This is a genomic window from Streptomyces sp. ML-6 (genome assembly GCF_030116705.1).
Taxonomy (GTDB): Bacteria; Actinomycetota; Actinomycetes; order Streptomycetales; family Streptomycetaceae; genus Streptomyces.
On record NZ_JAOTIK010000005.1, the window covers coordinates 79115 to 91362 of the forward strand.

Here is a 12248-nt window from a genome sequence, read left to right on the forward strand (position 1 = left end):
TGGCTGAAACGCTGCCCCTGGCTGGTTTACGTGGGGTTGGTGGGGTCCGTGATGCGGGTGTGGTCGCAGCGGAGGACCTGGCGCGGCACGGTGCGGCGGGGGCCTTGCCGGAACACGAGGATCATGAGGCGGGCGCCGGGGCTGGAGTCCGGGGACGCGGAGCACATGGTCACCCACCCGGGCCCGTGCACGGGGTGGTTCATGGGGCGTTCGTCGCCGTCGGGGTGGTTCACGACACCGATCCCGGGGGCCTCGTACAGGGGGCCGGCGACCGGGTCGTTGAGGATGTCCTGCTCGAGCTGCTGGAGGCAGGGGTCTCGGCGGGCGGCGAGCGCGGCCCGCAGCTGGGGCAGGACGCGGGGCGCCCACGCGTTCGCCCAGTCCGCGAGGACGGTACGGGCCTCGCCGGACAGGCACATCCACCGCAGGAGGTTCTCCGGCACCCGGCGGGAGGGGAACATGCCGGTCAGGGACTGGTTGTGGGCGAGGATGTGCCACGCCGCGTCGGACACGTACGCCATGTGCCCGACTCCGTCGACGGCTTCCTGCCACGCCCCGGTGACCTGGTACCCGGACTCGGGGCGGAGCGGTGCGGGCGGGTCCTGCTCGAGGGCGTACCGGTGGAGCATGACCCATTCGTGTTCGTCGAGGCGGTAGAGGGTTGCGAGGTCGCGCAGGAGGTCGGCCGGGGGGTTGGGGTAGCGGCCGGTCTCGAGGCGGTTGCAGGTGTGGATGCCGCGTCCGAGGAGCTGGTCGACCTGTTGTTGGGACAGGCCGGCGGCGCGGCGGCCCTGCCCGGTGGGACGGGTGAGGCCGACGGATTCCGGGGTGATGCGGGCGCGCCGGTCTCTCAGGAACTGACGTAGCGACTTTTTGTGCATTGTGTAGACAATCCCCCCGTGGTGTTGCCGTGTTGAACCCGTCGGAGTCTAAATAGTCATGCCGGGTTTCGTAATAAAAAGTGCCCGAAGATTTCCGGGGTGAGTGTGCGTCATGATGTGCGGGACGCGGTCACGACCAGCAGGTTTCCTGCTGGTCGGCCGGTTTGATTTGCCGCAGTACGGGAGCCGCACATCCCGTGGCACAGGTACTGGGGTGAGCGTGAGAGCGGTGCCGGTATTCCGATGTGTGTGGTCGGAAACTTCGCAGCCTGGCACTGTTCGCGCTCTCCCTGCCATTCTCCCCAAGGCTTTGGGTTGAGATTTACGGACCGTCAGATATTCACGGCTTACCGTCAGGCCGGACCCCGGTGTGCGGCCCGTCGAGGGCTCGGGTGATCTCGCATGGCCACGGCTGGCCGCAGTTGTTACAGGTGCAGCAGGTGGTCACGGTCGCTTCGGTCGCTCATCGGGTCGTCTCCTCGCTGGTGTGGTCGGTGCGGATATGGAGGGGCGGAGACTTCGGCAGGGGCGGGTCGTAGCGGTGTCGCCACGCGTGGAGGGTGCCGACGGGGTCGGTGAGCATCAGCAGGGCGAAGAGGGTGGCTTGTCGGGGGCGGCTGGTCCATCGGCCGAGGTGGAAGCGGAGTTGCCAGTTGGTCCATTCGGCGAGGCGGCCGTAGGGCTGCCAGCGGCCAAGCCCGTACCCGGCAATGAGCGCGGCCAGGACGGCAAGAGTGAGGCTCATCGGGTCGGCTCCTCGGTGGTTCGCCACGCGGCGGGGTCGTGCTTGTGGTTGCGGTCAGGCAGGACGATGGGGTCGCGGCGCATGGCGTAGCCGATGACCGTGCCGGGGCGCAGGTGTGGGTTGCCAGCAGATGTGCCGGTGCAGTCGTCGGCGGGTCCGCATGCGTCGCCGTGGTGGCGGCCGTGCTGGCAGCGGTCGAGGTCGGCGAGGATCCCGACCCACGGGCAGTTGGCATCAGTATGTTCCGGCTCAGCCGCCGTGGTGGTGGGCTGTGTGCGGTCGAGGGCATGCTCGATGCCTGCCATGGTGGTGGCGACCTTGGCGTGCAGTGGGGAGTACATGACGCGGTCCGAGCAGTGGAGGGCGGCGTTCATCTCGGCGTGCCGGGCAAGGTGTTGCTCCGCCGCGTCAAGGGCTTGGTACGCCTTCTCCAGTTCGCGGCGCAGGTCAGTGATGGTCGGGTCAGTCATCAGGTCGGCTCCTTGGTGGCGCAGTCGGGGCAGAGGTCGCGGCCGCCGGGTCGGGTCTTCCAGCCGTCTCGGCGTCCGTCGGCGCGTACCTGCCGGGCGGTCCGGGACGTGAACTGGGCGCGCACGGCGGCGTTGCACGGGCAGCCGTCGCGGCCGGAGGGCCCGTCGCAGGCGATCTCGACACCCAGCGGGTGGGCGCTCATCGGCTCGGCTCCTCGGTCACGGCGGAACGCAGCTGCAGCGGCGGGGTGGTCGGCTTCTTGTTCGCCCCGGCACAGACCTTGCCGAGCCAGTCGCGGTGCATCGGCAGCCGCCCGTTCGTCAGCGGCTTGAACAGAGCTCGCATCCCCGCGGGGCTGGTGCACTTCTCTCGGGCCGGGCAGAGGACCATGCCGACTGCCCACTCCTGGTCGGTGAATCCGGTCTCCAGGTTGGCGCGCATCTGCTGCTCGCGGTCGGCGAGTTCGTGGGGCATAGTCATCGGCCCGGCTCCTCGGTCACGGCGGGGGCGGCCTGCTGCGCCTCGTCGGCCATGCGGCGGAGGCGGTCTGATGCGCGGTACACGCCGCTGATCGTCTGCGGCAGCCGGGCCTCAGTGCCGATCACGTCGAGTACGGCATCGGCGGCCTCGCGGAGCACTGCGGCCCGGTGGGCGACGAAGTGTCCGGCGAGCAGGCGGCTGTACTCGTCGCGATCGAGGTGCGCGGGGCAGATGCGGCGGATCATCTCGACGGCAGCGGCCTGGAGTTCGGCGGCGGGCGTGCTCATCGGCCCGGCTCCTCGGTCACGGCGGGGGCGGCGGTAGTGCGCTGGGTGCAGTGCTCCCACGAAATGGGCTCGTCGAACTCCTCGGAGCAGGCGGAGCAGCACGGGCCGATGGGGGCGTCGAGGCAGATGAAGATGTCCTGTGGGGTGCCGGTGTGGTGCTCGGCCCAGGTGTTCCAGGCGTCGCTGTGCCGGTCGGGCTCGGCGCCGTGCGGGCAGTGGTCGCTACCGGCTTCGTGGAACCAGGTCTCGGGCTTGTGGTCAGTCACGGGGTCCTCCTAGTGGTGGGTAGGTTGGGGGTGCGCCCGCCCGGCTACGACCCGGGCGGGCGTACTGCTGGTCACGGGGTTCGGGGCCGGCCAGCGATCTGGCGGATCTTGGCGTCCAGGTGCCCGGCCGGGTCGTCCGTGAGGGAGGTCAGGGCGACGGCTGCGGTGACGATCACGTCGCAGAGTTCGTCGGCGACGTCATCGCGGGTGTGGGTGATGCCCTTGCGGGGGTTCTGCCCGGTGTGGCCGATCCATGCCTGCGCGACCTCGCCGGCCTCCTCGGTGAGCTTGAGGAGGCGGAGGGTGATCTCCTGGTTGGTGCGGCCGTTCTGCTGGTCGAGCCAGGCGACGAGTTCGTGGATGGTGGTCCAGTGGTCGGTCATTAAGGCTCCGGTGGGTGGGTGCTGGTCTGGTTTCAGGGTGGCGCTGGGCGGGCTGATTGCTGCCCCTGGTCTGTTGCTGGGCGGGGTTCACTCTACCCCAATTCACATTGCGTACGCCATAGGAAAATGGGTGCGGTGAGGCCCATCTCGTGCACCATCAGGTCTCATCTGCCGGAACCGGCCCCTGCCGCCCATGCCGCGCCTACGCTGAAACGGACGGCCCGCGCCCCGACCCTTGGAGGCCCCGTGTCACTGCCCGTGGAAACCAGCCCGACGCCGCCGTCATACCCGCCGAAGACCCCACCCCCTCCGAAGAAACCTGTCTCGCCGCCCCGCCCGGAAACGGCGGACGCCCCCGCGAACGGGCCGGCCTCCTTGGTGCGGACAGCGCGGCGGGGTGTGGGCATGCGGAACCGGCGCGGTGTGAACTGGAAGCTGGAGTCCGCGCCGTGGGCGGCAGGGAAGGCCCGGACCGCGGTGCTGGGACAGCTGGGGAAGTGGCGGTACCGGCTGGCCCCGGGCACGGTCACCGCGGTGGAGACGGTGGCAACGTTGCTCGTCGAGGCGGCGGTCGTCGACGGCGGGGCGAGGGTGTCCGTACACCTGTCGGACCAGGACGGTCAGGCGTGCATCCTTGCCCTCTCCCACCAGGCGGGCCTCACGCCTGGTCACGCCTCCGGCGGTGATGACGTCTTGCACCAGATCACTGCGGTGTCCGGGGTGACGGGGTGCGGTACGGACACCGGGCCGGACGGGCGCCGAATCTGGGCTGTCGTCGACCTGGGATGATCCAGGGCATGACTACCGGACGACCGAAGCGGCTCAGCGCGACAGAAGCGCGGTCTATTGCTGATGCGGCGCAGCTGGTGAAGGCCGGCGACTGGTCGACCAGCCATGCCTGGAACGTGGTTGCGGAAGACGGCACGCTCTTGGTGGTGGTGACGCCGTCGTACGGGGGCTCGTCGCGTAGCGGCCGGGACGGGTGGAAGTGGCACCTCGCCGCACTCGGCCCGACCGGGACACGGGAGAAGTGGCCGACGCGGCAGCAAGCCGCAGCGCAGGGCCTGATGAGCTGGATTCGGTGGGTGACAGCGACCCGGTAGCGGCCAGGGCCCAACCGTAGGGCTCTCGCTCGCGCGGCGGGCCTCACATGAGGAAGCCCAGTTTGTTGAGGCCGGGGACGCAGATCTCCCGCAGCGGCTCGCACAGATGCTCCGCCCGGTGCCACGCCTCGAGCTCCACGATCGGGCCGATGGCGTAGTGCGCGCGCCACGACTCGCAGATGCCGCAGCCTGGCTGCCGGTCGGGCAGCCAGGCGGGGTGCGCGGCGATGAGGTGATCGTCAAGGTCGATGCGGGTCGTGGTGAGACGCAGCTCCCAGTGGCGCGGGTCTGCGCCGGGGCGGCGGGAGTCGGTCAGGGACATGCCGTAGTCGACGGCGAGCTCCCGGCATTCGGCGCATGCAGCCATCCGCTCGAACAGGTCACTGGGCACAAGTCCTCCTACTGCTGGGCCCGGAGTCGTTGGCTGATCCAGTCGGGCAGCGGCGCCACGGGGACGTTGTGGGCGATGGTGTACGGCAGGCCACCGACAACGGAGCCGGGGCCGACTAGGTACCCGCCGCTTCGGCGGCCGGGGCCGCGGACGTCGATCCCGGGCCCGAGCGCCGTGCGCCCGCCTGACACGCTGCCGATCGTGCAGCCCATCGGCGCCCGGAAGTACAGGTGCCGCCCCCCAGACGGCGTGGCCACGGTGAACGTCTCGGGCACCGCCTCCCCGAGCCGGTCGGCCAGGGCGGCGAGAACGCCGGGGCCATCGTCGTCGCCGTGGACATCGAGGTCCAGGACGACCACGTTGGAGGCCCGGCAGCCGATGCCGACGCCCCGTCCGGCGAGCAGTTCGGGCAGCCGCTCGGGCAGCAGGGTGGCTTGGCGCTGCCACCCGGGTTCGGGGACGCGGCCGCCGCTCGGGAGCGGGATGACGGCCAGGCCCCGGTCGACCGCCGTGCGGGCGGCGGCCAGGACCTGCGGGCACTCGGCGGACCAGTGCCAGTACTGCGCCGGGTTGAGGCTGTGCTCGGGGCAGCCGTCGCGTTCGTCTCCGGAGGCGACGGCCCCGCAGGCGGCCTTGGGGCAGATGCAGGTGCTGTACGACCCTCCGTGCCGTGTCACGCCGCCGTGGCGGACGTAGTCGCTGGCCTCGATGACGGCCTGAACGTCGCGCTCGGTCATGCGGCCTGCTCCTCCTCGTCCTCGTAGCAGCAGCACTCGCCGTACGGGTCGCCGCTGCCGCCGGCGCCGCACTCATCGCAGCCGTACGGGATGGAGTCGCTGTCGTCCTCGTCGTGGGCGTACTCGTGGTGACGCCAGCCGGTGCAGCCGTACTCGCACCCGCAGCCCTTCTCGCACTCGGGGCAGACCATGGAGTTCGTCCAGCCGCACTGCTCGCACAGGAGCTGGTTGCGAGGGTCGGCCTGCTGCTGGCGGAGGTAGGCGAGGGCCTCGCCGTAGGTGTTGATGTCGATGTACTCCGCCAGGTACCGCTCCAGGGTTTCCCGCTCGTCGGCGTCGGGGTGGTCCAGGAGCGCGATGGCGTCGGCGTGCTTGACGCCCAGCTCGTCCTTGATGGCGGTGAGGGCCTTCTTACGGGCGTGGTCCTTCGGCATCTCAAGCTCGTTTCTGCGGCTCGCGGTGATCCCAGACCCACCGGCCGCACGGAGCGAGGCCAGCAAGGGTGATACGACGTGGAGGGTGGCTCGGCGCGGAGCACCTTTGGCGCGCTCGTCCGGTCTGGGCCAGACGAACCGGGCCTCAAGCCGGGCCCACGGCCTACCAGCCGCACCCCCACGGTAGCGGACCGCACCGACAGCCCGGGTGAGAACACGAGGAGTTCAGTCCAACTGGTCGTACGTTCCTGGCTGCCAGTCGTCGACGAGTACGCCGCTGCGGTATCCGCCGAAATCACCGGGGTCTTCTGCGACCAGGCCGCACGCGTCACGCTGGCGTCGTAGCGCGGCTGTGCCCCCGGGCCAGAGCGCTGATCCGGGGGCACAGGGGCTGGGGTGAAAAGCCGATCATCGGTGGTGAGTCAGGACCCAGCCGGGGGACACCGTACCGCCAGCGCACATCTGGTAGGCCCTGCGGGGCGGCCTGCGTGGCCCGCGTGCCGCATGGTGCAGGGGAAGGTCCCGAGCTGGGCCTGAGCGCCTGTGCGCCCCGTCTGACCCCTCCTCGGGGGGCGGAACCGGGACGGACCGTCGAGGGCATGGGCGGATCCTGCGGGAAGTGCCACAGCCTGTCGGTGTTCGACGACCTGGTGCACGTCGCTCCTGGGGAGTGGTGGTGCGAGAGATGCTGCGAGGACTGGGCGTACGACGGCCTGGTCGAGGGCCGGACCCGGGGTGAGGACGACTCGCCGACCGTGCCGGCCGGTGACCCGGATGAGGCCCAGCACCGGAGAGGATCGGCGGCGTAGGGGGCCGCGCCCGGATGCTGCCGGCCCCTGGTGCGCCCGGGTGGCTGTGCGGCGTCCCAGGGGGGTGTACAACGCTGCCGAGCGCCACGCGAGGCGGAGCCGGCTCGAGCGTCATGGTCATGGAGCAGCTCAGGGTGCGCTACTGTCGGCGGGCGGCAGCACGCGTCTGCCAGGGTTCCGGCCGGACAAGCACCCACGCCCCGGCGCGCGGACAAGGGTCTCGGACTCACGCGGCATTTCATCTTGACGACCTTGCTACAGCATGGGCGTGGGCATGCCGTAGGAGGACTGTCGTGACCAGGGACAAGAAGCGCAAGGCCGCCGTGCGCGAGACGCAGAAGGCCACCGGTCTGCGCTACACCAAGGCGGCCCGGTTGACGTCCAAACCGGCGGGCGACCGGATCGGTCAGTCGTTCACCCTGCAGGAGCTCCTTAGCGAGTGCGCCACATTTCCCCCCGCGGCAGTCGACTGGGGATGGGGCCCGGAGTACAAATGCCAAGGCCCGGACGTCTTCCAGTCCAAGCTCCTCGGTGCAGCGATTCCCTTCGGAACGGTTCTGGAACTCGCCGGCGAGTTGTCCCGGGAAGGACGCGGCACCCCGCTGCACCTGGAGGCGCTGTCTCCGCTGGAATCCGCAGTGGTCAGCAGCGGTGGTCAGCGCCGCTTCAAGTTGATCATCACGCAGGACTCGGTGTACGAGCTCTGTCGACAGGCGCGGTGCTCGTACCACCCGGAGAACGAACTGATCCCGTGGTGCCGTGACCACCTGGCCGAATGCGACCCCGGCGTCCTGGTCGAAACGGCCCGCGACTGGGGTTACGCCCAGTCCGAAGACGCCGGCCGTGACCCGGAAAGCCGTGAGGGATCCGAGGGCGCTGCTGTACTCGTTCGGGCAGCGGTGGCCCAGGGGGCTTACCCGCGGGTGGTGTCCGTTCTCCTCGATGCGTGCTTCGAGCCGGACGACATGATCGACGAAGTGTTCTGGGATCCCAAGGACGCGTTGGCGATGCGGCAGGCCATCGACCGTGAGCAGCTGCGTCTTGGGCGGATCGCGGAGGCTGAGTACCGGCGTATCCAGAAAGAGGCGGGGGCATGCGTGGCGTGCGAGAAGGAGTTCCGGTACGGGATCGACATGGACGTTCCGGCACGTTACTGCTCCCCGGGCTGCACGCCTCCGCCACCGGCTGTTGCGGGGCCGGATCCGTGGTGGGCGGCGTCTGACTCGGACGCTGACTCCGACTGACACCCCTGGCCCAGCCACCATCGACGCATAGCCGCCCTCTTCGCGCAGCTGGCTGCTGTTCCAAAGAGTGGCGGCCCTCCGTCCTGGGGAGAAGTGCGGCGTGAACTTTGAGTTCGAGTGCTGGCGTTGTGATGCGGACTGCGTGGTGTACGGGAAACCGGCCGGCTTCTGGACCGAGCAGTACCGGTTACCCGAGGAATGGGACTGCTGGAACTGCGGGGCTACCAACATCACGCCGGACCCGCCCTGGACCGAGGCCGACTGACGCCTCTAGGTCAGCCGCTCTACGCTGACTGCCATGACGCTGAACCAGGACGAACGCGAACTGCTCCGTCGGATCGCTGAGGCGGACAAGCCGGTCGCGATGTCGGACTTCTTTCATGTGATGTACCCGCCGAACTTCGACGCGAGCGTTGGCGAGGAGCACCCGGACCGGGTGGTGTGGCGGGACCACCAGTTCGACTTGTACGGGGCGTCCATCAAGCTGTGGCAGAACGATCTGGTGAGGGTGGTGCACCCCGCGAACGGTGAACGGCCCGACCTGGTCGAGGTGACCGACGCAGGTCGGGCCGCCCTGGCGTAGAACGTCAGCCCTCACGCGTGATGTGCATGCGGTGCTCGTTGAAGCGCTCCCAGTCAGGTACCAGATGAAACCGGGCATGCGCAGGAAGGTCCTTCGCCGCCACTGTGACCTGCGGATCGCCCCGGTAGAGCCGCGCATCGCCGAGCTCCACCAGCTGGTCCAGGGCGGCGCGGACCTTGTCAATGCCCTCGCCGGTGATGGCTACGAACCGGTCGAGAGACGTGAACACTTCTTCGGGGTAGTCCAGGTCCTCGATGAGGTGCCTGACGATCGCCTGATCGGCTGCTTCGGTGTCAGTGAACTGACGCATCCTTTGGAGACGTGTAAGGACGTCGTCCGGCAGGGTCAGGACATCGTCGGGCCGCGGTAGAACCTCAGGCATGCTCCAGGTGCCGTCGCGCGTGGTGGCGATACCAAGTTCGACCATCGTGTGGGCGAGCTCGCGGATGGTGACGGGCACAGTCATGCCGGCGGCCTGCAGAGCGCTGGTGAGGGTGGCCTCGTGTGCCTTCGCGGCGGCACGCAGCTCGTCCTTCTCTTCCTCGCTCTCCGCATCTTCCACCTCTTCCTCGTCGATCCACAGGATGGGCGAGTCGAGGTTCTCGCCAAGGCTGTGGAAGACTCCGCGCAGTTCGTCACCGAAGATCTCGTGCACGACCCCGTCAAGGTCGCCTTCCAGGCCCCGCGTGGTAGCGGTTCCGAAGATCAAGCAGAGCATCATGCCCTGGTGCTGGGGCAGAACATGATTCCATCCGCTCGTCCACCAGTCGGTATGCATGGCCATGCCGCCCTCGGAGGCGGTCTCGGTGGCCTGTTCGGTGGTCATGGTTTCCCCTGGGGTTACGGGTCCTGTTTGGGTCGACCTATACGGGCCGACCCGAACAGGGTGTCAGAACGGGGCGGGAGCGCCCGCGTTCTCGAGGTCCTTCCGTTCCGCAGCTTCAGCGGCACAGTCCTGGCAGAGCGGGCCGCCTGCGGCAGGGATCGACGCCGGGCAGAGGCCGTTGCCGCAGTCCTTCAGCAGCGGAACGGCGCGAGGCTGTACGGCCCGCTGAGGCGGCATTGCTGCATCAGGCGAGACAGGGCCCGCCAAGGTCGAGTTCGCCCCGCTGGTGCGCTCCTGGCCGCGCTTCTGGGCGCGCTGCGCCTTGCGGGCTTCGAACCGCTCCGGGCATGTCGAGCACTCCTCCTTCGTGTCCACGTCCGCGCCAGCATCACACCGCGGGTTCGCACACCCGTACCGGTCCCCGGCCTTCAACGGCCGCACCATCGCAACCGCGGCACCAACAAGGGAGTCGATCTCCCCGGCGTAGAACTTCGACGCCCACCCGTGATGGTCCCACCGCTGCTGGATACGGGCACCAAGCTGCTCCACCGTGCGATCCGCGGCAGGAACATCACCCGCAAGGGCATCCAGGATCGCCTGAGACAACGTCGGAACATCCGGCAGACCCTTGACGAACTCGGCAGGAAAGTGCGCCCGCACAGCAGCTACCAGGGCCAGCTGCTCCCGGGTGTGCTTGGCCTTGCTGCCGCTCTTCTGTCCTCGAGCCGGCCAGCAGGTGTCGTCGTTCGGTGTGGGGGAGGGGCTGGTCTTGCCGGACGCGGCGAAGCCGCCTTCAGCCTCGGGCGTCCTACTACCTGAGGTTGAAGGGCTACGCCCGTCCACGGGGCTACGCCCCGAAGGGGCATCGCTCGCACCAATAGAAGGAACCAGTGGGTCTTCACGTTTCCGCAGGTCGCTCCCAGAGTCCGGGTCGGAATTCGAACCCCTTGGGTCAGAATTCTGACCCGCTTCGGTCTCACCCTCGCCCGGCTCGGGCACTGGGTCAGAATTCTGACCCGCCTCCATGAAGGGCTTGCCCGCCTGCAACCACTTGAGCTTGGCCTCAGCGTTCCGCCACCCCAAGTAGCCCTCCTTCGGCATGTCGTTGATGCGGATACGCAGCGGCTTACCCGCCGCAGAGGCGCGGGAGGAGGTCTTTACGGGGCCTCCCTCCAGGGTGGAGACGAGACCAACGTCAGACAGCGCCTTGAGGATCCCCCGGACACGCCCTTGACTGCTGGCCTTCCCGTTCGGGCCTGGGATCAGCTCACACAGAAGCGACAGCGTGAGATTACGGACGGGCTTCTTGTACTTCTCGTAGACCAGAGCGCGCAGCACCAGGTAGCCCCGAGTGTCAGGGTCGCGAAGGTCGTCGGACAAGCAGATCCAGTCGAGGATGCGAGAGGAGTACCACCCATCGTTATCCGGGCCATACAGCTCGACGAGGACCTCTGCGTCCGAGTGGTTGGGGACGTCGCCACGACGGGCTTCCGGGTTCAGGCTCATGCTGTCACCCCCACCGTACGGGCGATCACGCTGTGTGGGCTTGCGGTGACATGGACTGCTACGGGTACCCTCACGGGGACACCTCAGCTTTCAAGAGGGCGAGTGTCTGTGCAGCGGGCGGCAACCCGCTGTTGTGCTTAGGCGGCCGGCGGAGCCATTGGCTCCCCGGCCGTTCCGCGTTCCTGGACCAGGCGGTGGAACTCCTGGCCGGCTAATCCGGTGACGACGTGCTGCCAGGAGCGGCGCGTGGACCTCTGTCCGGACCGCGACCACTCGGCGGGTACTTCCTGAGGTAGTCCAGCAGCCGCTCGGTGCGCATCATCCGCGTCCGGCCAGCAGTCAGGTACGCCTCCTGGCCGGGTTCGTCACCGAATGGCCACCGCTCTTCTGTAGGTAGCTTCGCGTTGTCCCGGATGTGGGCCATGTAGCGGAGGCCGCGGGGGGTCATGCTGCTCGCGAGGCCGTGGCGAACGATGAGGCTGGCGGCGTCGGTGAACGAGATGTAGTCGGGGTCCTTGCGCTCGGTCATGGGCGCACCCCGGGGGGATTACTTCCCTCGAAGGGAAGTGGCGATACGCTTGTCACGTACAGGTCCTTCCGTCATTGGTGGGCTGTGCTGGGCCGTCTGTCTTCGCAGGACTGCGGCCAAAAGGACGGTCGGCCGGGTGGTGCCGGTCGGCCGTCCGCCTTGTCACGGCGGACTACGCATTGCTGTCTTTCCTCCCTTCACAGCAGGTGCTGGTTCGGTGCCATTGCTGCTCGCTTGAACTCCGGCAGCTCGGTGACGGTCACGCCCGCCGCCTCGAGGATCTCCGTGCCGTCAGCACCTGGCACGAACGTGTCGGGCTCCCGCCACGCGGTCACCACCCGACGAACCCCAGCGTCGATGAGCAACTGGGCGCAGGGGCGGGGACGGGATGCGCGTCGCGCGCACGGCTCGAGGCTGGAGTACACCGTTGCCCCGATCAGTCGCGGATCTCCGGCAGCCTTGGCAAGCGCCGCCTCTTCGGCGTGCACGTGCGGGTCGCCACCCTCACGGGAGTAGCCACGGGACACCTCCACGCCCTCGGCGTCGACGATGACGGCGCCCACGGAGAATGCC

The 12248-nt window shown here is 68.8% G+C and carries 21 protein-coding genes; 6 read left to right on the plus strand and 15 right to left on the minus strand.

Annotated elements, in window-relative coordinates:
* Nucleotides 1-26: 26 nt before the first annotated feature.
* From OCT49_RS39685 to OCT49_RS39720, 8 genes are all read right to left on the minus strand, one after another.
* Entirely contained in the window at nt 27-881 is an 855-nt protein-coding gene (locus OCT49_RS39685) for an MmyB family transcriptional regulator (protein WP_283857045.1), read from the minus strand.
* 463 nt (nt 882-1344) lie between these two features.
* On the minus strand, nt 1345-1626 hold the full coding sequence (locus OCT49_RS39690; RefSeq protein WP_283857046.1) for a hypothetical protein: 282 nt from the start codon (nt 1624-1626) through the stop codon (nt 1345-1347).
* Nucleotides 1623-2096 carry a hypothetical protein gene (locus OCT49_RS39695; RefSeq protein WP_283857047.1) on the minus strand — a complete coding sequence of 158 codons (474 nt, stop codon included), beginning with the start codon at nt 2094-2096 and terminating at the stop codon, nt 1623-1625. Before OCT49_RS39695 ends, OCT49_RS39690 begins: the two co-directional genes overlap by 4 nt.
* Entirely contained in the window at nt 2096-2299 is a 204-nt protein-coding gene (locus OCT49_RS39700; protein WP_283857048.1) for an SH2 domain-containing protein, read from the minus strand. The genes OCT49_RS39695 and OCT49_RS39700 overlap by 1 nt, the downstream gene beginning before the upstream one ends.
* Nucleotides 2296-2577: a hypothetical protein gene (locus OCT49_RS39705; RefSeq protein ID WP_283857049.1), complete on the minus strand. Its 282-nt coding sequence runs from the start codon at nt 2575-2577 to the stop codon at nt 2296-2298. The genes OCT49_RS39700 and OCT49_RS39705 overlap by 4 nt, the downstream gene beginning before the upstream one ends.
* Nucleotides 2574-2864 (minus strand): hypothetical protein, encoded by a 291-nt coding sequence (locus OCT49_RS39710; RefSeq protein WP_283857050.1) that lies wholly within the window; start codon nt 2862-2864, stop codon nt 2574-2576. Before OCT49_RS39710 ends, OCT49_RS39705 begins: the two co-directional genes overlap by 4 nt.
* Nucleotides 2861-3130 (minus strand): hypothetical protein, encoded by a 270-nt coding sequence (locus OCT49_RS39715; RefSeq protein ID WP_283857051.1) that lies wholly within the window; start codon nt 3128-3130, stop codon nt 2861-2863. The genes OCT49_RS39710 and OCT49_RS39715 overlap by 4 nt, the downstream gene beginning before the upstream one ends.
* A 71-nt stretch (nt 3131-3201) precedes the next feature.
* Nucleotides 3202-3513: a MazG-like family protein gene (locus OCT49_RS39720; protein ID WP_283857052.1), complete on the minus strand. Its 312-nt coding sequence runs from the start codon at nt 3511-3513 to the stop codon at nt 3202-3204.
* Between the two features lie 405 nt (nt 3514-3918).
* Here OCT49_RS39720 and OCT49_RS39725 point away from each other — a divergent pair, with 405 nt between their 5' ends.
* A complete protein-coding gene (locus OCT49_RS39725; RefSeq protein WP_283857053.1) occupies nt 3919-4302 on the plus strand; it encodes a hypothetical protein in 384 nt (127 codons plus the stop codon).
* 8 nt (nt 4303-4310) lie between these two features.
* On the plus strand, nt 4311-4616 hold the full coding sequence (locus OCT49_RS39730) for a hypothetical protein (RefSeq protein WP_283857054.1): 306 nt from the start codon (nt 4311-4313) through the stop codon (nt 4614-4616).
* A 43-nt stretch (nt 4617-4659) separates the two neighbouring features.
* Here OCT49_RS39730 and OCT49_RS39735 read toward each other — a convergent pair whose 3' ends face one another.
* Genes OCT49_RS39735 through OCT49_RS39745 form a run of 3 tightly spaced genes read right to left on the minus strand, consistent with a single transcriptional unit; the run spans nt 4660 to nt 6178 of the window.
* Nucleotides 4660-5007 carry a hypothetical protein gene (locus OCT49_RS39735; protein ID WP_283857055.1) on the minus strand — a complete coding sequence of 116 codons (348 nt, stop codon included), beginning with the start codon at nt 5005-5007 and terminating at the stop codon, nt 4660-4662.
* An 8-nt stretch (nt 5008-5015) separates the two neighbouring features.
* The gene (locus OCT49_RS39740; protein ID WP_283857056.1) at nt 5016-5744 is read right to left on the minus strand and encodes a bifunctional DNA primase/polymerase; all 729 of its coding nucleotides are present in this window, start codon (nt 5742-5744) and stop codon (nt 5016-5018) included.
* The gene (locus OCT49_RS39745) at nt 5741-6178 is read right to left on the minus strand and encodes a hypothetical protein (RefSeq protein WP_283857057.1); all 438 of its coding nucleotides are present in this window, start codon (nt 6176-6178) and stop codon (nt 5741-5743) included. The genes OCT49_RS39740 and OCT49_RS39745 overlap by 4 nt, the downstream gene beginning before the upstream one ends.
* Before the next feature lie 599 nt (nt 6179-6777).
* Between OCT49_RS39745 and OCT49_RS39750 the strand changes: the two genes are divergently transcribed.
* From OCT49_RS39750 to OCT49_RS39765, 4 genes are all read left to right on the plus strand, one after another.
* Nucleotides 6778-6987 (plus strand): hypothetical protein, encoded by a 210-nt coding sequence (locus tag OCT49_RS39750; protein WP_283857058.1) that lies wholly within the window; start codon nt 6778-6780, stop codon nt 6985-6987.
* A 293-nt stretch (nt 6988-7280) separates the two neighbouring features.
* Nucleotides 7281-8231, plus strand: a complete 951-nt coding sequence (locus OCT49_RS39755; protein ID WP_283857059.1) for a hypothetical protein — start codon at nt 7281-7283, stop codon at nt 8229-8231.
* 100 nt (nt 8232-8331) lie between these two features.
* Nucleotides 8332-8496 carry a hypothetical protein gene (locus OCT49_RS39760; protein WP_283857060.1) on the plus strand — a complete coding sequence of 55 codons (165 nt, stop codon included), beginning with the start codon at nt 8332-8334 and terminating at the stop codon, nt 8494-8496.
* Between the two features lie 33 nt (nt 8497-8529).
* Nucleotides 8530-8814, plus strand: a complete 285-nt coding sequence (locus OCT49_RS39765; RefSeq protein ID WP_283857061.1) for a hypothetical protein — start codon at nt 8530-8532, stop codon at nt 8812-8814.
* Nucleotides 8815-8818: 4 nt separating this feature from the next.
* On the opposite strand, the gene OCT49_RS39770 is transcribed toward OCT49_RS39765, so the two are convergent.
* From OCT49_RS39770 to OCT49_RS39785, 4 genes are all read right to left on the minus strand, one after another.
* Nucleotides 8819-9640, minus strand: coding sequence for a DUF6042 family protein (locus OCT49_RS39770; protein ID WP_283857062.1), 822 nt, complete (start codon nt 9638-9640; stop codon nt 8819-8821).
* A 63-nt stretch (nt 9641-9703) separates the two neighbouring features.
* A complete protein-coding gene (locus OCT49_RS39775) occupies nt 9704-11146 on the minus strand; it encodes a hypothetical protein (RefSeq protein WP_283857063.1) in 1443 nt (480 codons plus the stop codon).
* Nucleotides 11147-11357: 211 nt separating this feature from the next.
* On the minus strand, nt 11358-11675 hold the full coding sequence (locus OCT49_RS39780) for a hypothetical protein (protein WP_283857064.1): 318 nt from the start codon (nt 11673-11675) through the stop codon (nt 11358-11360).
* A gap of 197 nt (nt 11676-11872) precedes the next feature.
* On the minus strand, nt 11873-12248 hold a 376-nt coding region (locus OCT49_RS39785), incomplete at its 5' end, for a cytidine/deoxycytidylate deaminase family protein (RefSeq protein WP_283857065.1).